We start from the raw sequence: 22,628 nt of genomic DNA, 5'->3' as shown, positions 1-22,628 counted from the left end.
TAAGCCTACTCTCCAACACATAGGGAGTAGGCTTATTTAGCTATTTTTAGTGATGAGGATGTTTGTAGCGAGCAAGGGTTGCAGTGACGAGTTCACCTTGTGCATCGATAATTGGCAGGGGAGGATTGCCACCGAAGCAGTCTGTCTCAGCATAGACATATGAGAGTTCGGTACAGCCTAAGATAACCACATCACAGTTCAACTCTGTCTGAGCTTGACGAATAATTTCTTCTAGTAAGGCGACATTCAAGCGTTTGTGTCCTTTGACTTCATGATAAATGAGGTGAGTAATTTTTGCCTGTAAATCGACGCTTGGTGGGCAATATTGATAACCTTGTGCTTCGACAGCTTGCTGATAAACGCCAATCTTCATAGTCCCCTCAGTACCAAGCACACTTACACGTAGCGGATGTTCAGCTGAATGCGGTAGTTCAGATGGAATCGCCTGAACAGCAATACGTGGCATATGCAAGATCGGAATGTCTGTCATTGCTTGCAGTTGATCATGGAAGTAATGAGCCGTATTACATGTCAAGACAAAAAACTCTGGTGCTAGTGCAGATAATTGTTCAATATCTTCTTGCAAACTATCTAAGGGATTATCTTGCGACTTACCGATGATATAATCTGTTCGGTCGGGAATCGTCGCATGATTTGCCAAGATATAATTGCAATAATCTTGATCGCACGTAGCTGGGGTTTGTTGATTCAGTTGGTGGACGAAGCTCTCACTTGCTAACGTCCCCATACCTCCTAAGATAACAAAAAAATTTCTCATAACGTCTTCTTCCTAAAATATTTTTTAAAATTCGAGTAATAACGGTACAATGAATAGGTTTGTTGAAGCCAACGTAAGGGAGAACGATCTGCTTTATAAAGGGCTGTATACCCGTAATTACCGGCCTTATATAAGCGATTGACTTCATTGACTAGCGCTTCATCATCTACATAGCGCGTAATTAAGGACTTCGGTGCTCCTAACCAAACAGCATCTCCCTTTACATAAGTCGTTGCTTCGAAAGGAACTTGTTTTACATAATCATTGACGACTTGAGCGGCCATATTCTCACCACTCAAGGTGACAAAGAAGCTACTGCGCCCTTGACGAAGATTGATTTCGAATAGTTTATATTGTCCATCACGACTATCGTACTTCATATCGAAGTTGGCAAAACCTGTATAGTGTATATCTTCTAGGAAATGCTTGATCCGGCGACAGATTTCATCATTCTCGTCCGGCAAGATAGCAAGATAGTTACCCACGCCAGCTGGTGCAGGATCTTCTAGAATAGCATGGCCCAAGCTCATCATCCGAACGTTGTGATGTTGATCGACGTAGACATTCAACACACGCATATGGGTATCGTCACCAGGAATCATATCTTGAATAATCATCTCATCCGGGTAACCACTTGTATAAATGCGCTTCAGCACTTGTTTCATCTCCGCAGCTGTGTCAATGAAATAAGCCTTCTTCTTCCCTTCGAATTCTGTTTCTAAGTAAGAGATCGAATTATTGGGCTTCAGTACCATTGGATAATCGAACGGTAATTCTTCAACAAGTTGATCAATCTGACCAGCCTCTTCTGCAGCAACGAAGACTGTCTGTGGGTAAGGCATATCATATGTGTCGCATAACGCATAAAAATCCTTTTTGTTTTCTAATTTTTGATGCAAGTCATGTGAGATATAAGGACAGATAAAGAAATCTGATAACTCATCCAAAAACATCGACACCAACTCAGCATACCCATCACCACATGCAATTAAGATATAAGCCGTATCGGTATCCTGTTGATGATTGTGGATAAAGTCCCGCATGACCTTGATGAAGGTTTCTGGTGTATTAAAACCAGCTTGCGGACGGACATCGACAATAGAAGAATATTTCGTTGGGGATAATTGTGCTGAGGCGAGTGCAATCGAGTTCACGCCGTAAGCTTCGTGGAAAGCCCGCGCCATTCCATAGACATTAAAGTCACTTCCTAATAATATCGGTTGAATTCGTTTATCTTGGCCCACCTAACCACTCCTGTTCATGTATAATATTGTGTATTTATAAAATTAACTTACCTATTCTAACAACTAATAAGACATATTCATTATACGCTTTATTTAAAAAAATACAAATAAATCAGTTAGTTGTTATGTGTTGTGGAGCATGTTATTTAGGAAAAATAAGTGTGTTCCTAAATAATTGTTTAGAGGATTTATTATTTTCTTTTGGTATTATTTGATATACTATAGATGTAAGAGCTATCAGAGATAACTATATGGAAGTGAGTGATGAGATGATTGATCAGTTGAGAAAGCAAGTTGGGAAATTATTTGTGGTAGGGTTTGATGGGTTGACGGTTAATGAACAGGTGAAGTCGTTAATTCATGAGTACCATGTGGGGGGCATTATTTTATTTGCGCGGAACTTGGCTAATCTGGAGCAAATTAGACGGTTGACGTCGGATTTGCAAGCGGAGGCGCAAGCAGCTGGTTATGAGCAACCGTTGTTAATTGCGATTGATCAAGAGAATGGATCAGTGAAGCGGATTCCTCGTCAATATATGGAATATCCGGGAGCGATGGCGATTGGAGCAACAGAGCAACCGTCTCGGGCCTTCGATGTGGCTAAGGCGACCGGAGAAGATTTATTAACATTAGGGATTAATTGGAATCTGGCACCGGTGTTGGATGTGAATAATAATCCCAACAACCCGGTAATTAATGTGCGATCGTTCGGAGAAGATCCGACAAAAGTGGCTTCCTTCGCTACAGCTGCGGTTCAGGGGTATCAGGCAAGTGGCATTGTTCATTCTGTGAAGCACTTCCCAGGTCATGGGGATACAAGTGTAGATTCGCACTTAGTATTGCCGCATGTTTCTCACGGGCGCGAGCGACTCTTCGAGGTAGAATTGAAGCCATTTATTGAAGCGATTCACCATAATGTCGATTCTATTATGACGACTCATATTGTCTTCGATGCGCTTGAAACAGACGGTCAGACCCCTGCAACATTGTCTTCTGCGGTTATGACAGACTTATTGCGCGAGGAACTAGGGTATCAAGGGGTTGTGGTGTCGGACTGTTTGGAGATGCGAGCTATTTCAACCACATTTGGGGTAGCTGTAGCAGCAGTACGTGCGTTGCAAGCTGGTGTGGATATGTTGATTGTTTCGCATACGTATGAGGAGCAAATTCAAGCACTCGAACAAGTCTATCAAGCTGTCGAAGCGGGTCAGATCACAACTGAGAGATTAACAACAGCCCAGTCTCGCATTCAAGACTTAATTGAGCGCCGAAATATAACCTTTACTGTGGATTATTCGAGTGAATCATTTTTTACAGAAGAGAAGCAAGCATTGGCACGTGATATTTATCATCAATCGGTGACAGAGGTGGTGGCAGGTCAATCCATCCCTACCGATACAGCTGTATTCGTGATTGATGTCATTGATCATCATGATACAGTAGCCGAAGATACGCAAGATGGTGAGTCATTATTATTCCGCCAAGCGCAGACTATTTTTTCTCAAGTAGAGACAGCTGTTGTGGATGAGCAAGCCTTCGATGAGTCGACATTGCGAGAACAAGTAGACCAGGCAGAAGCCGTAATTATTGGGGTGAAGAGTTTAGCTGATGGGAGTGCGTTTGCTGAGTTGATAAGCCGGATAGCCCAGCAAGTGCCAGTTTATCTCATCGGATTAAAGCAGCCGTATGTCGGGCGTCAGTTCCAGCACATTGAGCGCTGGATTAATACGTATGAAAATTCAGCAGAAGCGGTTAAGACAGCTCTAGAAGCAATTATAGGTAGACGTGAGTTGGAAGGGGTTAGTCCAGTTAGAGTGGAGGAATAAACATGGTAGAGCAGATGAGCATTCAAGGCATTCGTCCCACTTCATCTGATATGAAAGTGAAGCAGTGGCAAACATTGGGATTCGGGTTATTTATTCATTTTGGCGTGTATTCAGCGTTTGGTGGGGAATATAAAGGCAAGCCAGTTAAGCAAGGCTATAGTGAACAGATTAAGATGTGGGCCGATATTCCTGATGAAGCGTATCTGAATCAAGCTCAGGCGATGACGCTTGAGCATTTTGATCCACAAGAGATTGTTCAATTAGCGAAGCAGGCGGGGATGCGCTATATTGTATTAACTAGTAAGCATCACGATGGGTTTTGTTTGTGGAAGACGGAGACGACATCATACAATAGTGTGGATAATATGGCGGGACAGCGAGATATTGTTGGAGAGCTAGCGGAAGAGTGTGCACGTCAGGGGATGAAGTTTGGATTATATTATTCATTAGTTGATTGGCATGCGGGTCATGACTATGATTATGATAACAATAATCGGATTTCATCTGATTTGGCCCATTATATTGAAGCACAATTGACAGAACTCTTGACTCAGTATGGTGAGATTGTTGAATTATGGTTCGATATGGGCTATCCGACGTTGGAGCAGAGTCAACGCTTGAAGCAATTGGTTGCTCATTTTCAGCCGAATTGTGCGATTAACGGTCGGATTTGGCATAATCAGGGAGATTTTCGGACGTTAGGAGATAATCAAATTCCAGCTCAAGCTCTGGATGGACCGTGGCAGACACCGGCATCGATTTATCATGAGACGTGGGGCTATCGTTCGTGGCAAGTGCGTGAGGATCTGACGGGTAAGGTGAAGCAATTGATTCAGAATCTTATCGCAGTTCGTGCTCGTGGGGGGAATTATTTGCTCAATATTGGGCCAAAAGGGGACGGGAGCTTGGTACCATTTGAGCGGGAAGTTTTAGAAGCAATTGGTCAGTGGTTGGATAAACATGGCCAGAGCTTGTTTGGGACTAGTGGAACTCAGTTATCTGCGCCAAGTTGGGGAGAGTTGACAGCGAAGGATGACATGCTTTATGTGCATATTTTTGACACAGATAGACAGGATGTAACGATTAGTGGAATCGCGAATTCGGTACGAGCAGCGACCTTAATAGAGAGTGGCGATCCAGTCCATGTATCTTGCAAAAATAAAGAACTAACTTTCTCACTGCCAGAAGCTACGCAGCATCTGGGTGTAAGGACTATTCAAGTTGAACTGGATGGTCAGCTAATGATTCGACCTGATCACTGCACAGAGGCTACCCAGATTAGTGGCGATCAACTGAAAAATTATTACCGATACGCTGATGATGGGAATTATACCACATTAGAGCGGATGAATACGAAAAAAGAAATCTATCTCGAAACAGATGCAGATAGTGTATACGTAACAATTCAGGGCCAAGCTCGAACGGATAAGCAGTACCGCTTGCAAGTGGGAACAGCCTATTATGATATGATGGGAAGCAATTTGATAGGAATCACATATGGTCCATTCCCGGTGTTTGATCGGTTAACACCACTGTTACTGACAACCCATGTGCCCTATGAAGATCTCGCTGTTGAGATTGATCAGATGAAGTTAAGCTATCATTCAAATAAATAATGACAAAAAGTGCCGATAAGTTTGTTGGCACTTTTTTATGTGACTTAAATATAACGCAAAAAAAAGAACTCGACTAAATAGCCGAGTTCCGTTTTTGATGCTTATTTCTTAGCTTTTTTTTCGACGTCTTTTTTAGCGTCTTTTGCTTCATCTTTGACATCTTCAGCTGCGTCTTCAACGTCTTCTTTAACGTCTTTAGCCGCATCTTTAACGTCTTTTTTAAGATCTTTCGCGTCTTCTTTTAATTGCTCAGATGTTTCGTTTAAAGATTCGCGCAAGTCTTTTGCTGACTCAGATAAAGTAATACGGATGTTTTCAGATGCTTCTGAAGCAGCTGCTCCGACTTCTTCACCTTTTTCACGTGCTAATTCAGCGTATTCACTGGCAGCCTCTTTAGACTCTTCGAATTTCTGACGTAGCTCTTCACGTGTTTCTTTACCACTCTTTGGAGCAAATAACAATGCTAATCCAGCACCGAATAAGCTTCCTTTAATAAATGATGAAAATGACATAATGTGCCCTCCTAATTGTATAATATTTTGTTAATGCTGTCTCCATTATAACTGAAAAGTTCCTAATAGAAAACTATAAATGGGAAAAAATTTAAATTTTTGTTATGATATGTATTAATAAGTTACAGAAGGGCGTTTTAAAATGCAAAATGGGATTATGATGCAGTATTTTGAGTGGGAATTAGCCAATGATGGCAAGCATTGGGAACGGTTAAAGAATGAAGCGAAACACTTAAGTGAGATTGGGGTGACATCGATTTGGTTTCCGCCTTGTTTTAAGGCGATGAATCAAGATGATGTTGGTTATGGTGTATATGATTTGTATGACTTAGGGGAGTTCGATCAGAAGGGGACGACACGGACGAAATACGGAACGAAAGAAGAGTTGTTAGCAGCAATTGAGGAGCTACATAAGTATGGAATCCGAGCGTATGCGGATGTCGTGTTAAATCATAAAGCGGGAGCAGATGCAACAGAGACTTTCCCAGCTGTACAGGTAGATGAACAGAATCGTAATCAAGATATTAGTGATGAGCATGAGATTGAATCATGGACGAAGTTTACTTTTCCGGGACGGGCAGGAACTTATTCAGATTTTCATTGGCATTGGTATCACTTTACAGGTGTTTCAGAGGATGTGAAGACGGGGAAGTCAGGTGTTTATCGCATTGTTGGAGAAGGCAAGCGTTGGGCAGCAGATGGTGAGGTATCTGATGAGTTTGGGAACTATGATTATTTAATGTTTGCCAATGTAGATTATCATCATCCCGAAGTTATTGAAGAAACGAAAGCATGGATTAAATGGTTCATCGAAGAGACTGGGATTGATGGGATTCGCCTAGATGCGGTGAAGCATATTCATGCGAGTTTTATGGATGAATTGGTGGACTATGTGAGAGCAGAGTTTGGAGAAGATTTTTTCTTTGTAGCGGAGTATTGGGATCAGGATCCGGAAGCATTGAATCATTATTTGGCTCAACATGGCTATGATATTCATCTGATGGATGTACGGTTCCATTACGGGTTGCATGAGGCATCGGTGAATCCAGATGCATATGATCTGTGCCAGCTGTTTGATGGGACACTTTACCGAGATAATCCCTTGCATGCCGTTACGTTCGTTGATAATCATGATTCGCAGCCAGGGCAGTCATTGGAGAGCTTCATCGAGCCATGGTTTAAGCCGATTGCGTATGGTATTATTCTACTGAGTGATTATGGTTATCCGTGCGTGTATTATCCGGATTATTATGGGTATCAGAATATCGAGTATGAGGGACATCGGGACTGTTTGGAGTGCTTGATGTATGCGCGTAAGGAATATGCTTATGGAGAGATGAAGAAGTACCTGGATGATTCGCGCTGTATTGGGTTTACACGAGCGGGAACGCCAGAGCATCCGTGTGGGTGTGCGGTGGTGATCTCTAGTGGTGATGAGAATGCGAAGCAGATGTCTGTTGGAGAGCACCATGCGGGAGAAGTATATACCGATCTAGTCGGTCACCGTGAAGAGAAGATAACGATTGAAGAAGATGGTACAGCCGTCTTCCCGGTTAATGGCGGATCAATTTCAGTCTGGGTGCCGGAAGACAAGCAACAGTCTACGTTAGCCTAGAATAAATATCTAAATGACTTAGATCAATTAGTTTTTGTCGTGCGTCTAGGTGTATTCTGAGCGAGCTCAAAAGGTGCGAGAGAAGAAAAACTCTCACACATCTCAGCAGTTGTAGTATTCTAAAAATCGCAATGAACTCAGCAGCGGTTGGCTGGGTACATTGCGATTTTTTTTAGGTGATATAAGTTATTCTATGGTGGGTCGTTCATTCATTAGATTATTCACTTTGGTATATGATACTAATGGGTTCGTATTTTGTGCCATCAATATGTTTTTTAAAATCAAATGTAATGTTATGCTTGAGTGAGCGGTAATTATACCAATAACGGGGTTGGTCGATCGGGTTTTCGTGAGTGTGTACGAAGTCGACTAGGAATTCCATTAAATATTCTGGATAGTCTAATAGCTTATCAATATTTTTGTCACTGTTAGTTATTGTATCAATTTTATGGCGAATATGTTTCAGTGATGGTTCGGTTTCCCAGTCTCTAAAGTCATGTTGGGTTTCATTGACATGCAGTGAGTTAGCATCAAAGTTACCACATGCAAATGAGCCCAGTTTTTTGTATCGTAATGAATGAGCTGTAAAAATATCCGCATCATCTTTAAAGACCATCGTTAATGGTTCAAATGTTTGTTCTTGGGTATAGTTTTTGACGCGGAGTGCTGCATTGAACACTTCCAGTGAATATTCTAATAGTTGTGCTTGTTTATAATTAATGAGAGCCATCATATCCTGCCTTTCGGTTATTTATTAATGAGTGAATGATTAGCTTTATTATACCGAACATATTTAGTAATAACAATAATATCTTATGATTCCATGGCTATAAATAATAACCCCTTTTCTTCAGTAGATAAAAGACTAGCATGAAGAAAAGGGGCTATTTTAATGCTTAACCGAATATCACCCGGTAGTTATCTCGGTTGAACATCAGTATATTATTTAAAAAGATCTAGTTAAGCCATAATGCCGAGAACGTAAGCAATGGTTCCGACAACGAATAAGCCTAAGATAATTGTAATTGGGTTGACTTTCTTACGGAGTAACCAGACAACAAAAAGGGTTAAAAGAAGTGGTGCAATCCCTGGTAGTAAGTCATCTAAGGTTCCTTGAAGTGTAACAGTCTTCATCGGATCAATACTCATACCACTGGATAAGCTGTGGTAGAATTCACGCAATTGATCGCCAGATAGAATGCCTTTATTCGCGGCTTCAGCAATTCCTGAGAAGTCAACCATTTCATCTTTGGCAACATCTACTTGACTGAGGACAATCGGGAAGTTCATGCTGGTCCATCGTGGGACGAGAACCCCCATGATGAACATCCCTAAGACGGAAGCGCCTTGGGTTAGTTTTTTCATCAAGCCACCACCTAAGTTATCGGTGATGTTCCCTCCTTGAATGTAGCCTAGTTCTTGTGTGTACCATAAGAATAACATACGGATAATATTCCATGCGAGGAAGAAGAATAGTGGCCCTAACCAACTTCCAGTCAGCGCAAGAGAAGCGGCAAAGGCACCAAGCACTGGGCGCAAGGTTCCCCAGAAAATAGGATCCCCAACCCCGGCAAGTGGGCCCATCATCCCGATCTTAACCCCTTGAATCGCAGCATTATCGATCGCTTTCCCATTCGCACGCTCTTCCTCTAAGGTTAAGGTTACCCCAAGAACTGGAGCAGAGACGTAAGGGTGGGTGTTGTAGAATTCTAAGTGACGCTTCAAGGCTTCACGTTGTTCGTCTTTATCATCTTTGTATAATTTTTTGATCGCCGGAATTAAAGAATAAGCAAATCCAACGTTCTGCATACGTTCAAAGTTCCAGGCAGCTTGTAAGTATTGGTGACGCCAAAAAACTTTTAATCGATCAGCTTTTGTTAATTTAATGGATTGATTTTGTTGTTCACTCATTAGTCAACTCTCCTTCTAGTAATCATTCAATATATCATCGAGTGGGTCATTGCCGGATGCGTTCCCGCCTCCACCGCCACCTTGGTTGAATTGTGGTGCTAAGTGGATGTAGAGAAGTGCTGCGACAACACCGATAATTCCCATTGCGATTAAGTTCAATTCACTGACAGCTGCTAGTGCAAAGCCAAGTGCGAAGAATAACCAAAGAATTGGAGTTGCCATCATGTTAATAACCATCGCGTAACCAACTGCTACGATCATACCACCACCGACTGCTAATCCACCGGTCAACCAGTCTGGAATAGAGTTCAAGGCATCAGTTACTAATTGTGGTGGAACACTTAAGATAATAATTGCTGGAATAGTAATACGTAATCCTTGTAAGAGTAGTGCAGAGTAGTGGTACATTTCGACTCCGAAGATTGAGCCTTTTTCTGCTTGGCGGTCAGCTCCGTGAGATAAAGCAACAGTAATGGTACGAACGAACATCGTTAATACTTGTCCCGCAACAGCTAGTGGAATCGCTAAGGCAATCCCTTCTTGAATACTGGCACCGTGGTAGGTCACTAAGATCGCACTGGCAACAGAAGCCATCGCTGCATCTGGAGCAATCGCTGCTCCGATATTCATCCAACCTACTGCAATAAACTGTAAGCTTCCTCCGAGTAAAATCCCCATTTCAACATTTCCGGTAGCTAGACCGATTAATGTACAAGCGACAATCGGCTGGTGGAACTGGAATTGATCCAATACCCCTTCCATCCCGGCTAACATCGCAGCAATGATAACTAATAATAATGTAATAAAGTCCATCAATATTCCCTCCTTATATTAATCCATGTATTTTGTTTTTTTCAATAATTTCCACAAGTCAGCACGTGAATCACTTGGGACTTTTCGTACATCGAATGTTGCCCCCAGATCACGTAATTCCTTGAAGGTTTCGATATCTTTTTGGTTGACACTTAAGGCATTGGTAATCATAGATTTTCCTTCTGAGTGTGCCATTGAACCTAAGTTGATTTCGTTAATTCCGACGCCACCTTTAATGACTTCTAGTAAATCTTGTGGATTTTCGAATAGAAGTAGTGCGCGAGTCTTGCCGAAGCGAGTGTCATGCCAGACATCGATCATCTTCTGGATAGGGATAACGTTCGCTTTAATGCCTGGTGGTGCGGCTTGAGTGATCAAGTTCTTACGCAACTCATCATTGGCTACGTTATCTGATACAACGATAATACGGGTCGGTTTGACATCTTTGGACCATGACGTCGCAACTTGTCCGTGCAACAATCGTGAGTCAATACGAGCGAGACCAATATCAATGCGACCATCTCCGACAACGGTTCCTTCTGGTAGTGCGCCGGTTGGTTCAACTTGCGCATCTGCCGGGTTGACTTCTGCTTTAGGGGCAAGATCTTCCGGCTTGGTCAAGATGGCATCTTTTGCTGATTGAACAATTGATCGAGCAATTTCATGGGCTGAGTCTGTTGAGAAACGTGCGCCTAGTGCTTCTAGTAACATCGGTAAGTTTAATCCGGAGACGATTGCCCAAGTATCTTCGTGCCCTTCAAAGAGTGCACTAGCTTGGTTAAATGGTGTACCTCCCCATAAATCAACTAAAAATAGTACCTCATCCGTGTCGAATGATTCTGCAGCTTGTTGTAGTTTTTCGCGGATATCATTCGGACCTTCATTCGGCATTAACGTCACCGCTTCAACTTGCTCTTGTTCTCCGATAATCATCGTACCGGACTGTAAGATTCCTTTAGCAAATTCGCCGTGACTGGCTAAAATAATTCCAACCATAATTTCCCTCCTAAGTAATGTGAGTTAGATGAAATGTCCCTTTTTCAATAGTGGCATTAAGTATTGCTTCCGATCTGAAGGAACTTTTCTAATTTCGAGTTCAACGTGTCGTCTGTCTAATGCTTGAAAGGCGGCAATATCAGCTTCATCAATCGAAATAAAATGTGTCAACATTTGTTTTCCAGCTGTGAATTTCATCCCGCCAACATTGACTGAGGGGATAAAGATTGCCCGCTTCAAGACGCGCAAGACATCTTGTGGATTTTTGAATAGCAACATAATCTTTGCATCCATAATTAAGGGATGCTTGGCCACTTGGATGAACTTCTCCACCGTGACAACATTTGCCTTCACTTCTGGTGGAGCAGCTTGGGCTAAGAGAACTTTCTGCAACTCGCTATTAGCCACTTGATCATTGACCACAATGATGCGATTAATGCGCAAATGCTTCGTCCACGGTCCTGCAACTTGGCCATGGATCAGTCGGTCATCAATCCGTGCAAATTCGATCCCCATCGTGTCCTCCTTGTCTGTATACATTAAACACACGTCACCTCTCACTTATTAATAAGCAAAAACCGTGCCAATATAAAAAAGACCATCAACATTGATATGACAGTCTTCTTCTGGTATACACTCTAATATATACACACAAAATAAGTGTATATATTAGAGCGGTTTGTGTATATATAGTCAATCTGTCTCGTATGAATTTGGTGCAAGATGAGTATAAGTTGATCGCACCTGGTATTGAGTTGAATGATGTAAGAAATAATATTAGCCAAAATAGAGTACATACGGGTATACACAAAATTTCTTGTATAAACAGAAAAATCGTTCGATTTTATCCATCCATCTTATGGAGTAGATAAAACCAAACGATTTATTCCGTTACTAATGTGTTGACTTTATGATGACCAACACTAACTATTGGAGAGCTAAATGAGTAAGGTAATTATATAAATTTATTTTTCATTTTAAGCTTTATGAAAATAACAAGACCAAATATAATGGTTAAACTATTTAATCCAATGCCTAGTACGTGGATGTTGGAATAAACAGATGGCACAAGTAAGAAGGCTACTCCAAAAAATGAAAACAAACTACTTATAATCGTATATATCCCTGCTAACTTGTCAGGTTCATAAGATTCATAAATCATTTTCTCAAAAATATTGCCAGATATACCAATGACAAAAAAGGCAATAAAATAACAAATCATCTTTATCCAAACATTATCTATGACAAATACAAGTACGAGCATTAATCCAGAAACTAGATAATCAACATAGAAAAAATGTTTAGGTCGCATGTTAATTCTGGGGGCATAGAGTGCCCCCAGAAAATCCGCCCCACGTTGCAATGCAAATACAACACCGATTGATTCTAAACTAAGATTAATATCCAATAAATAAATGGGAGCTAACGTTAATAATAAATCAGTTGCTCCGCTCAGAAAACTTTCTATCACTATAATTAAGCTAGTATCTTTTTTTGAGAAGAAATAATGGATGCCTGTTTTTAGCTGGGATGAAAATCCTTGACGACTCTCTTGAGAAATTGCTTGATTATTAATAGTTAGTTTCGTATAGAAGTAAATACCTAGTAATATAATGGGGAGACTGATGCCCATTACGGTGTGATAAGCAAGTACAATGAGTAAAAGTGATGCCAAAAAATTGCTGGCAATATCAAGCACATTGCTCGTTAAGTATTGTATGTCAATGGATTTATTGATTAATGAAAGGTCATTATTTAGGGATAAGGGAACAATAGTTGAATTGAGTGTGTTTTGTACATTATTGATTAAATAAAAAGAAGCATTCAATAAACAAATGATAATCAGGGGTGCTTCAGACAAATAAGCAACTATTACGAAGATAATGGAGAAGACATGCAACCATTGTGTTCGAATAAGCCACGCTTTTTTATTGTTGAGTTGGTTAATGTAACCACCGTACAAAAAAGATAGTAATAAGGGAAGCCTCCCAATCAATGTAATGAGTGCGAGTTGCGTCTCTGAAACATGATATACTTCGACTAATGCAAAAGAAAATGCAATCAAATAAAGACTGTCCCCGATATTTAATGTAGAACGTCCCAAAATTAATTGTCTAAAATTAGATGGATATTGTTTAAGAGAGATCATATTTGGCCACAGTCCAATCTAGCAAATCAATTTGAATTGCTTTATTTTTATGATTAAGCTAAGTTAGATAATTCATTATACTTAATATTATAAAACGCTAATTAAAAAGTCAAGTATTTAGAAAATTAACTATGTTTTTATTCTTTTTGTGACATAATTAAACATAAAAGGAGAGCTTCCGTGTAATAATTAGGTCATCACACGAATTAAAAGCATTCCACCTTATTCAATCCAACAAGTCATCAAGTTCATCAATTTCTCCGGTGTCTTTGCTGACATAGTAGTAGATGTACTCTTTTTCTTCGTCAGAAAGTGTCAGCAGGAGCTTGCGTTCAAGGGCAATAATGTGTTGGTCAATTTGATGCTTGGCATGTTCAGTTAGATTGATGGGTAACTCACTAGCTGATTCAATCGGCGAGTCTGTCAGAATTCGCTCCACCGTTCCGGCTAGGTGCAGGGCTAAGTTTATATGAAAGGTAAACGGTTTGTCATCTGTGCGCCAATCCCCAAGTTGCTGGGTGAAGTTCCAAAGAATCGGCGCTATACGTGCTGGGTTTAAGTAGAGATGATTCTCTTCTATATAGCTCTGGATAAGTTGCTGGGCTTGGGTTTGATCGGTTATCTCGGTCGGATCATGAGTGCCTAAGAGTAGTTGATTTAATTGTGATGCGCCCATATTAATAAAGGTCTCAAGCGGAATAAATGGTGCAGCGATTTTGGGATCGATAATGCCGGTCGAAGCGATAATATTGTAGCGACTTAAGACACTGGGTAAGTGCTCCTGTAGGTTCACAGCAGACATTACAATGACTTGATACGGCATGTTGGCTTTATTCGCATACGGTTTTTCCACGATTTCTTTGATTTTTTTAGCAGTTCCTTCACCACTCGCACAGATCGCTAAAATAGCCGATTCTTTTAAGTGATTCGGTGAAGTTGTCGGTTCGGCGTTAATTTGATGATAACCCGTAAAGTGTTTAAGTGATTGATGCAGTTCATCAAGTGTGGTTGTGGTCATTGATGCTTTGCGGACCGCTTCTAAGACGATCCCGGTCGATACCATGTCAAGACTTCTTACCTTTACGCCGGTCTCGAGTTCTAGTTTAGTCCCAAATGTCGCTAGCGATCCCATATCAACTAATAACAAAACACCACTTCCGTCATCAGCTTGTTTGACGGCTTCTTTGATCTTGGTGTAGGCTTCTGTTGGGGACATCGATAAGGGCATGTCGATAGCTGGGATAGGCGGTGTTTCTAAGAGTTCTGCCACCACTTTAGCCATGCTGCTGGCGGTAGACGGACCGTGTGCTGCTAGAACAATTCCGACTTGTTGGGTCATATCTGTTTTAAAAGATGTCAGCAACACGGTGAGATAGTACGCTTCGGATTCGGGAACAGCTAAGTTGAAGTAGTCAGCGATGCGGTGCCTGATAACTTCTGCCTGGCGTAAGGCATCCGGCGTATTTAGGGCCAGGTCACGTACGCGTGCATTGAATGGACGCAATTGTCCGTCGCGCAATTTTCCTATTAGGGAGCTAACGTGTAGGCTTAGGGCATAGAGTAGGCTACCGCTTTGTCCAGGCGCGGTCTCTAAGTCGGTCATAGCCAAGACATCGCGGGCAAAATCAATGACCTCAAGGCTGACGACTTCGGCCAGTTTGGAAGTGGTTTGAAGCGCAAAGCCTTGGTTTTTATAAAATGATTTTAGATGTAAGTTGATATCGGTTGAGATATATTGGTTGATTGTTTCTTGATCGATTTGCTCTTCTTCTAGGAGGGTCGCTTTATCAGCGATAATGTCATAGATATTATACGGCAGTTCATAACTATCACGGTCTAGAATAATGTCCACATCTTCGGGGTGAATCTCAAGGGTAGGTTCTAGGCGGCGAATGAGTTCACTACTGGCAGACCGGTCACTCGTCATGGCGATAAATGAACGTGTTAAGTTTTCCGGTAGTTCGTGGGTGGTGAGTTCAATTACATTATTATGCAGCTGGTTCATAAATCCACGAGCACAGAGGAGTTGGATGTTTGATTTAAGCTGTCCGATATTGCCATAATCAACATGCGAAATCAACGTACGAACGACATCCTTGCTCATGGAGACTTTGCGGTTAATGCGTTTGGCTTCAAGGCCGACCATCAGTTTTAATAAATCAATCTGTTCAGAGACCGGACGCTGCTTGAACGTAGGGAGTTGGATATTAATCGGGATGCGACGAATAAAGGTTTCGAGTAAGGTTGACTTCGGGTCTTCCGTGGTGGCACAGACAATTCGGACGGACGCATGCAGTTTTCGATCGGCTTCTCCTAGGCGTGAATATTGGCCCGTATCCATAAAGTAGAAGATCATCTCTTGCCCTTCTGGTGGTAAGCGGTGGACTTCATCTAAGAATAACATTCCTCCATCGGCTTGCTGGATGAGGCCATCTTTTTCTGTTGTTGCACCCGTGAAAGCTCCTGCCGTATAACCGAATAAGTGACTCATCAACAGCTCGGGGTTCTTCGCATAATCGGCACAGTTAAAGACTTGCAGTTCCTTATCGGCTGCGATGAGTCCTTGATTCTTGGCAAATTGAAACATCGTGTTAGCAAAAAAAGATTTTCCTGAACCAGTTGGCCCGGTTATTAAGGTGTTTAATCCATTCGGTGGATAAAGAATCGATGCTTTTCCTTGCATGACGGCATTCTTCACGCTACCATTATGACCAATGACTTGTGAGAAGACATCACGCTGATTGTCACCAGTCGTTTCTGATCTTGGATGAGCAGTGTCTGCCGGAATAGAGGAAGGGGAGATCGGTTCGTTCAAGGTATATTTGACGGGGCGTCCGCCTAATTTGGTTAAGCGACCTTCTCCGGTGAGTTCGTTCAAATAACTTGAGGCATTACTGCGCTGAATGTCTAATGATTCGGCCACTTCTCGCGTGGTGAAGGGTTTCTCAGGCTGGTTTGATAACAAGTGTATAATTTCTTCTTTCCGCTCCATAATAGACTCCTTCTTAGTAGTGTATAAGTGATATACAGATATTATACACAAAATAAAAAAATCTGACTAGACCTATGTGGGGAATAAGTCTAGTCAGGATGTCATGTTCGGGTTTCCGAGGAATAATGGGTTTTATCATTAATAGTTCACTTGGCGTCATCTAATTTTTCGCTCGCGGGTGGAGGGGATGCCGAGTTGACTGCGGTATTTGGCGATTGTGCGACGAGAAAGGGCAATGTGTTTGGTTTGATTAAGTGTGTCAGCGAGTTGTTGGTCGGACAGAGGGCGGGTTTTATCTTCACCCTCAATTAAGTCACTGAGAGCAGTGAAGATAGCATCTTGCGAGGTGTCTTTGACAACGGAACGTTTTGATAAGAGACTTTTTAGTTCGATAACTCCCCGATTAGTTTGGACATAGGTGCCACGAATGGCTCGGCTAATCGTGGACTCGTGTAGTTGGAGTTGCTTGACTAAATCATTAATTTGTAATGGCTGTAAGGAAGCATCTTCAGTTAAGAAATAGTCCTTTTGGTGCGATAAGATAGCAGTCCCCACTCGAAGGATTGTTTCTTTTCGCTTCTGCAGAGCCTGTTGTAGTTGGTCGAATTCTTGTTTTTTTGCTTTAATATAGGCTTGGATGCTTGGTTTGTCAATCTGGGCTAGTTCATCGTAATAAGCTTGGTCGAAGGTGAGCAGTGGCGTCTGGAAGCGCGTTTCGCTAATGGTAAGCTGCTGATTAGCCACCGTTACTTCTAGCTCAGGGTAAATTATTTCAGTCTGGGGGGCTTGATATAAGTTAGCTGGGATCGGCGATAGCGTTTGGATAAACTTAAAGATAGCGCGAATATCAGCCAAATCAGTTCTGTAAATCGTTGCTAAGTCACTCCATTGACGATTCACTAATCGGTCAAAATTTTCTTCTAAAATAATATAGGCTAAGTTGGGTGCACTGTCCAAGCGTTCAGTTTGGAGCATTAAGTTTTCGCGTAGGTCGCGAGCGCCAATACCCGGTGGATCCAGTTGTTGGAGTAAGGTTAGACCATCAAGAACCATATAGTCACTCTCACCCGTGATTTGGACGGCTTCTTCGAGTGTTTTTGTGACATAACCATTTGTATCAAGCTGCTCAATCCACCACATCGTCATATCGCGAAGGGGTGTTTGGCGGTAAAATAATTCTACTTGTTCGGTAATGAAGTCGAATAAGGTTTGGGTGGAGGCGTTGATTTCATCAAGATTGATCCCTTGTGCGCTTGATTCACTGCCAAACATTAAGGCATCATCGTTCGCGAAGGTCATCAGTGGGTTCTCACTCATATAATTGCTAATGTAGTGTGATAAGTCTACGCGATTGAGTTGCAAGATCCCAACACTTTTAATTAAAAAAGGTAGAGGAGCTTGCGTTTGTTTGATCATTGCTTGTTGGGTAATTTTCATACTATGCCTTCTCTCGGTTCGGTGCGTCTAACGTATGATTATCAAAGGGATAGGTTAAGTTCCATTCTTGACGGATGGCATCCATGAGTTCGATGACATGCGTGGTCTTCGTCAGGTGAGGCTGTGGCGTTCCAGAGGCAATCAAGTTGGTGATAGCGATCATTTCCTCTTGGAGTGCTTGACTGGATTGGCCAGCTTGATAATGTTCGGTCTTCCCTTCCGGCGTGGTGAAGGTGACGCGATCTGCCCGTGGGTAATTATCAATTTCGAAATAGCCCCCTTCGAAGGCAATCACCCCACGCTTCGGTAATTTGGCGTGGAAGGTCATGGTAATGGTTGCTAGTTCATTCTGATCATTTTTCAAGACAATTCCGGCTGATTCATCGACTCCGAATTGTTCATTGATGTAACCGAGCGTTTTCATCTCAGTCGGTGGTGTGCTTAAGAATTCCATCACAAAATTAAGGGCGTAGACACCAATATCCAGTAGCGCTCCCCCGGCTAAGTCTTTTTGGAAGAAGTAGCCCGCATCTTTCGGCTTGAAGCTTCCAAAATTCACTTGGATCATCTTCAGCGCACCGAGATCCTTCTGGTCAATCAGTTCACGGATTGTCTGGTAAACGGGACGGTAATGGGTTGTCATTGCTTCGAATAAATACACGCCTTGCGCCTCAGCTAATTGCTTCAACTGAGCTAAGTCATCTGCCTGAGTGACAATTGGCTTCTCGACAACGGTATGTTTGCCGGCTTGCAGGGCGTCAGCTGCAATCTGAGCATGGGTATGGTGAGGGGTGGCGATATAGACAATATCAATGACCTCATCCTGAAGTAGCTCATGGTAATCACCGTATGCAGCATGCAATCCAAAGGCCTCCTTGAAGGCTTCGGCCTTTTCTAATGAACGGGAAGACACGCCATGGCACGTTATGCCGGTATCTTGAAATCCGGCTGCAAAATCTTCAGCAATGCCGCCTGTTCCGATAATGCCCCAATTTAATGTATTCATCTTTATTCCTACTTTCTAGCGCTAGTTAAATGGTGGATAGACTTGAATCAATACCTTCATCATAAAGGGTTTCTCCCTGATTTGCAAGCGATGTTTTCTGACAAAAAAAGCCACTCCCTAAAGGGAAGTAGCTTGAATATAATCTATTATTCAGGGTTGGAGGCAATCATATCGAGATCTCCGGATAAGGTGACGGAAGAGACGCCGTGAGGGATAATGAAGGATTGGGCCTTCTCAACTGGATAAGATTCCTGATCAATCTCAATCATACCTTGGCCATCGAGTACCGTCACTAGTGTATAATCACCGGTTAAATCGACAACAAGTTGGTCGCGAATTTGCCAACGATAGACGCTGAAATATTCATTGGTTAAATAATGCGTAATCGCACTCATTCCGACCCTATCTTCCTGCTGCTGGATAGCTGGATCGATGTGCGGAATGTTTGAAACAGCAATCGAGTCTTCAAGATGCAATTCACGTGTGTTTCCATCTTTGTCCGTACGGTTATAGTCATAGACGCGATAAGTGGTATCAGAATTCTGCTGCGTCTCTAATATGGTGATGCCACCTTTAATCGCATGAATGGTCCCGTGTGGCACGTAGAAGAAGTCGCCCGCTTTTACTGGAACTTCGCGCAAAAGCTCATCCCACTCGCCTGCTTCAACTAAGTGACGGAACTCTTCTTCGGTCCGTGCATTGTGACCGTAAATAATCGTCGCATCCTCATCGGCCGAAATAACAAACCAACATTCCGTCTTACCGAGTTCACCTTCATGTTCTTGGCCGTACTCATCGTCCGGGTGTACTTGGACAGACAGATCTTCTTTAGCATCTAAAATCTTCGTCAGCAGTGGGAATGTATCCGGTTGTTGGGCGCCAAATAGTTCCGGATATTCGTGATACAACTCATTCAGCCCCATGCCGGCGTATTGTTCGGGAGAAGAAACGGTTGACTCGCCATGGGGATGGGTACTGATCACCCAAGCTTCTCCGACCGTATCACTTGGCAGATCGAAGCCGAATTCAGTTTGTAATTTCTTGCCACCCCAAATTTTATCCTGTAAAACTGGGGTTAAAAAGATTGGTTCTGTACTCATCTGTGACACTCCTTATTTAATGATAGATTTTCATCAGTTATCCCCATAATATCGAAAAATGTTGGTAAAGGCTAGTGAGATCAATTGTCGTTTTATTAAGTGGGCTCAGAATTGTCATGAGTCTCTAGAAAACTTTGGACGTTCGTTGCTTCTGGCTCAGTTAGGAATGCTTGTCCTTTAAACAAGTCTTCTAGCCGGTCGATGTCAATACCCAGGTCAACGGATAAGTGTTGGGGGGTGAGTTGCTTCTCCGCAGCAATGATGTCAACTTGTCCCATTAGGTAAAGGCTGTCTAATTCTTCATTGGACATGTCGTCTTCGCTTAGTGCTAATAATTCTCTAAGCGTATTGCGGTCTAAAATTTTTCCTAAGTTTTGAATCATCTGTTTAATTTGTCGCATCAGAAAATCGCGGTCTTCAATCATGAGAGGCCTCCTAGTATGATAGTTTATAGGTCACAAGACTTCATAAATAAATCATAATAACTATTGAAATCAAACAAATTATTTTCTTGCCAATATCTGCTTTCTGAAGTATCTTGTGAATGATACATATTTTTATAGGTTTCAAATTTTTTTCATGGAAATCAGTAATATTGAATTGCTTAGAACGAATTTTTCGCATAACTTTTTTAGCCTCATATTGAATGATGCTATCTATAACAGTTTTGTTTTGTATACTCGTACTAAATAGGGAACTTAACAGAAGTGAATGGTTCAGCTGAGTCCCTTAAGACAGACGGGAAGAATGTTTCGCTTGATCGGCTTGTTCTTGTTCTACACGGAAGCGCCGTACAGTATGGACATGTTCCATCAAGTAGTTAGCGGCAATCCCGATTGCCATGCCGCTCAGAATGCCGAAGAAACTTAAGACGGGCAGGTACATTAGAACAGTCCAAGTCTGGGCGATAAAACTAGCAACGAGCAATTGCCCAAGGTTATGCAGCATCCCACCCGTTGCACTGACGCCAATTACACTGACTTGCGAGCATCCGAGCGTCTTGACCAGCAGCATGCTGAGATAACTGAGAAGGGCTCCCATGAAACTGTACATAAAGGTTGATAGTGTCCCGCCTAACAGGGTGGTCATTAATAGACGCATCATCAAGACCTTGAAGCTATCCTTTAAGGGTAAGGTGTAAATAGCGATAATAACAATTAAGTTGGCTACTCCCAACTTCGCTCCCGGCGCGAAGGCGAACGGGAAGGGGATACTATTTTCAACCAGTCCTAGAATCACGGCTTGGGCTGATAATAATGAAATATAAATCATACGTTGTGTTTTTGTCATGAAAAATCGTCCTTTTTAGTGGTTCTTTCATTTTCTCATAAATAAACAGTGAGTGCTAGTGATTCCGCTAGCTTTCTAAGATAGAATGGAGAGGATACGACATAAACAGATGAAATGTGTTATAATAGCGTTGGGAGGTAGAGATATGTCAGATCATTATTATACAAAAGAGCCGACATCGACAAGCAATCCGGAACAATTTAAAGAAGTGGTCATCGGACAAACGCTTAGCTTAACGTCTGATGCGGGGGTCTTTTCGCGTGGACAGATGGATTTTGGGACACGAACATTGATTGAAGCGGTGCAGACGGATAAGAAGTGTTCCGGGCCGTTGTTAGATATGGGGTGTGGGTATGGAGTTGTTGGTATTGCGCTGGCAGCAGCTAATCCAGAGCGAACAATTCATATGGTTGACATTAATGAGCGAGCAGTCGCACTAGCTAAGCAGAATGCTGAAGTGAACGCGGTTGAGAATGTCATCATTCAGCAATCATCCTTATTCGAGAATATTGTGGAGCGGTCGTTCAGTGCTGTGGTATCCAATCCACCGATCCGAGCAGGCAAACAAGTTGTGCACGGGATTCTAGAGCAGTCATATGATTACTTGCAGCCAGGTGGGAAACTCTACATCGTTATCCAGAAGAAGCAAGGCGCGCCGAGTGCGAAGAAAAAAATGCAAGCCGTCTTCGGTAATGTGGAGCGAATCGCCTTGGAGAAAGGCTACTGGGTCTTAATGGCTGAAAAATAGAGGGCATTTTAAACGATAGGATGATTGATCACTTTTTCGGGAAAATTATATTTTTTTGATTGTAGGGGTTGCAATATCTGGAAAAGTTGGTATAATAGTAACTAGATTGGTTCATTAGCTCAGTTGGGAGAGCACTAGCTCGACAAGCTAGGGGTCGCTGGTTCGAGCCCGGCATGGACCATAATAATAGCCCACCTGTTATGGACAGGTTGATAGTCTATCTATGAATGATATAGGTAGGCTTTTTTGGCTCTTCAACATTTAGTGTTGGTCATCATAAAGTCAACACATCAGTAACGGAATAAATCGTTTGATTTTATCTACTCCATAAGATAGATAAAGTTGAGCGGTTTTTTCTATTTTATTATAAATATATCACTGCTGATCTGGTTTATCAAAAGATATTCTTATTTATGGAATATATCTTATCCAGAGGATAGTTTAGGATGGCTCATCAATAAAGTGTCTAAAGGCTAAAATAAACGTAATCAATTTAGCTGTGTTGTACTTAGATAACCGTTTATTAAGTATTATACGGCAGCTTTTCTTGATTTTGTTTTTAGGTTATTCATGATCAGGATGCGGTTGGATAAAT

Annotated in this window: 19 protein-coding genes and 1 tRNA gene; 5 read left to right on the top strand and 15 right to left on the bottom strand. The window is 42.0% G+C overall.

Going from position 1 to position 22,628, the window contains the following annotated elements; genetic code table 11:
- Nucleotides 1-46: 46 nt before the first annotated feature.
- Together HMPREF9703_RS01840 and HMPREF9703_RS01835 are read right to left on the bottom strand one after the other, a co-directional pair.
- Nucleotides 47-778: an aspartate/glutamate racemase family protein gene (locus tag HMPREF9703_RS01840; protein WP_004635098.1), complete on the bottom strand. Its 732-nt coding sequence runs from the start codon at nucleotides 776-778 to the stop codon at nucleotides 47-49.
- Complete coding sequence (locus HMPREF9703_RS01835) at nucleotides 775-2,022, bottom strand: carboxylate--amine ligase (protein WP_004635097.1); 1,248 nt, start codon at nucleotides 2,020-2,022, stop codon at nucleotides 775-777. The genes HMPREF9703_RS01840 and HMPREF9703_RS01835 overlap by 4 nt, the downstream gene beginning before the upstream one ends.
- 251 nt (nucleotides 2,023-2,273) lie before the next feature.
- Between HMPREF9703_RS01835 and nagZ the strand changes: the two genes are divergently transcribed.
- Together nagZ and HMPREF9703_RS08550 are read left to right on the top strand one after the other, a co-directional pair.
- Entirely contained in the window at nucleotides 2,274-3,848 is a 1,575-nt protein-coding gene (nagZ, locus tag HMPREF9703_RS01830) for a beta-N-acetylhexosaminidase (protein WP_004635096.1), read from the top strand.
- 2 nt (nucleotides 3,849-3,850) lie between these two features.
- Complete coding sequence (locus HMPREF9703_RS08550; protein WP_004635095.1) at nucleotides 3,851-5,464, top strand: alpha-L-fucosidase; 1,614 nt, start codon at nucleotides 3,851-3,853, stop codon at nucleotides 5,462-5,464.
- A 101-nt stretch (nucleotides 5,465-5,565) separates the two neighbouring features.
- Here HMPREF9703_RS08550 and HMPREF9703_RS01820 read toward each other — a convergent pair whose 3' ends face one another.
- Nucleotides 5,566-5,976 (bottom strand): YtxH domain-containing protein, encoded by a 411-nt coding sequence (locus HMPREF9703_RS01820; RefSeq protein WP_004635094.1) that lies wholly within the window; start codon nucleotides 5,974-5,976, stop codon nucleotides 5,566-5,568.
- A gap of 142 nt (nucleotides 5,977-6,118) precedes the next feature.
- On the opposite strand from HMPREF9703_RS01820, the gene HMPREF9703_RS01815 reads away from it, so the two are divergent.
- Nucleotides 6,119-7,591, top strand: coding sequence for an alpha-amylase (locus tag HMPREF9703_RS01815; protein ID WP_004635093.1), 1,473 nt, complete (start codon nucleotides 6,119-6,121; stop codon nucleotides 7,589-7,591).
- A gap of 217 nt (nucleotides 7,592-7,808) precedes the next feature.
- On the opposite strand, the gene HMPREF9703_RS01810 is transcribed toward HMPREF9703_RS01815, so the two are convergent.
- From HMPREF9703_RS01810 to HMPREF9703_RS01755, 12 genes are all read right to left on the bottom strand, one after another.
- Complete coding sequence (locus HMPREF9703_RS01810) at nucleotides 7,809-8,321, bottom strand: hypothetical protein (protein WP_040376789.1); 513 nt, start codon at nucleotides 8,319-8,321, stop codon at nucleotides 7,809-7,811.
- 230 nt (nucleotides 8,322-8,551) lie between these two features.
- Complete coding sequence (locus HMPREF9703_RS01805; protein WP_004635091.1) at nucleotides 8,552-9,502, bottom strand: PTS system mannose/fructose/sorbose family transporter subunit IID; 951 nt, start codon at nucleotides 9,500-9,502, stop codon at nucleotides 8,552-8,554.
- Nucleotides 9,503-9,517: 15 nt separating this feature from the next.
- A complete protein-coding gene (locus tag HMPREF9703_RS01800) occupies nucleotides 9,518-10,315 on the bottom strand; it encodes a PTS mannose/fructose/sorbose transporter subunit IIC (RefSeq protein ID WP_004635090.1) in 798 nt (265 codons plus the stop codon).
- An 18-nt stretch (nucleotides 10,316-10,333) separates the two neighbouring features.
- A complete protein-coding gene (locus HMPREF9703_RS01795; protein ID WP_004635089.1) occupies nucleotides 10,334-11,311 on the bottom strand; it encodes a mannose/fructose/sorbose PTS transporter subunit IIB in 978 nt (325 codons plus the stop codon).
- A gap of 24 nt (nucleotides 11,312-11,335) precedes the next feature.
- Nucleotides 11,336-11,827 carry a PTS sugar transporter subunit IIB gene (locus HMPREF9703_RS01790; RefSeq protein ID WP_004635088.1) on the bottom strand — a complete coding sequence of 164 codons (492 nt, stop codon included), beginning with the start codon at nucleotides 11,825-11,827 and terminating at the stop codon, nucleotides 11,336-11,338.
- A gap of 439 nt (nucleotides 11,828-12,266) precedes the next feature.
- Nucleotides 12,267-13,415 (bottom strand): MFS transporter, encoded by a 1,149-nt coding sequence (locus HMPREF9703_RS09180; protein ID WP_256998274.1) that lies wholly within the window; start codon nucleotides 13,413-13,415, stop codon nucleotides 12,267-12,269.
- Between the two features lie 271 nt (nucleotides 13,416-13,686).
- Complete coding sequence (locus HMPREF9703_RS01780) at nucleotides 13,687-16,452, bottom strand: sigma 54-interacting transcriptional regulator (RefSeq protein WP_004635086.1); 2,766 nt, start codon at nucleotides 16,450-16,452, stop codon at nucleotides 13,687-13,689.
- Nucleotides 16,453-16,608: 156 nt separating this feature from the next.
- Nucleotides 16,609-17,889 (bottom strand): RNA polymerase factor sigma-54, encoded by a 1,281-nt coding sequence (gene rpoN / locus HMPREF9703_RS01775; RefSeq protein ID WP_004635085.1) that lies wholly within the window; start codon nucleotides 17,887-17,889, stop codon nucleotides 16,609-16,611.
- Nucleotide 17,890: 1 nt separating this feature from the next.
- Nucleotides 17,891-18,895: a Gfo/Idh/MocA family protein gene (locus tag HMPREF9703_RS01770; RefSeq protein ID WP_004635084.1), complete on the bottom strand. Its 1,005-nt coding sequence runs from the start codon at nucleotides 18,893-18,895 to the stop codon at nucleotides 17,891-17,893.
- A gap of 146 nt (nucleotides 18,896-19,041) precedes the next feature.
- Nucleotides 19,042-19,995, bottom strand: a complete 954-nt coding sequence (gene manA / locus HMPREF9703_RS01765; protein WP_004635083.1) for a mannose-6-phosphate isomerase, class I — start codon at nucleotides 19,993-19,995, stop codon at nucleotides 19,042-19,044.
- 95 nt (nucleotides 19,996-20,090) lie between these two features.
- The gene (locus tag HMPREF9703_RS01760) at nucleotides 20,091-20,420 is read right to left on the bottom strand and encodes a hypothetical protein (RefSeq protein ID WP_004635082.1); all 330 of its coding nucleotides are present in this window, start codon (nucleotides 20,418-20,420) and stop codon (nucleotides 20,091-20,093) included.
- Nucleotides 20,421-20,724: 304 nt separating this feature from the next.
- Entirely contained in the window at nucleotides 20,725-21,285 is a 561-nt protein-coding gene (locus tag HMPREF9703_RS01755) for a Gx transporter family protein (protein WP_004635080.1), read from the bottom strand.
- A gap of 145 nt (nucleotides 21,286-21,430) precedes the next feature.
- Here HMPREF9703_RS01755 and HMPREF9703_RS01750 point away from each other — a divergent pair, with 145 nt between their 5' ends.
- Together HMPREF9703_RS01750 and HMPREF9703_RS01745 are read left to right on the top strand one after the other, a co-directional pair.
- Nucleotides 21,431-22,033, top strand: coding sequence for a class I SAM-dependent methyltransferase (locus HMPREF9703_RS01750; protein ID WP_004635079.1), 603 nt, complete (start codon nucleotides 21,431-21,433; stop codon nucleotides 22,031-22,033).
- A 108-nt stretch (nucleotides 22,034-22,141) separates the two neighbouring features.
- Nucleotides 22,142-22,214: transfer RNA gene (locus HMPREF9703_RS01745), tRNA-Val, on the top strand.
- Nucleotides 22,215-22,628 lie beyond the last annotated feature (414 nt).

This window comes from Dolosigranulum pigrum ATCC 51524 (assembly GCF_000245815.1).
GTDB classification, from domain to species: domain Bacteria; phylum Bacillota; class Bacilli; order Lactobacillales; family Carnobacteriaceae_A; genus Dolosigranulum; species Dolosigranulum pigrum.
This window is presented reverse-complemented; position numbering and strand designations above follow the sequence as displayed.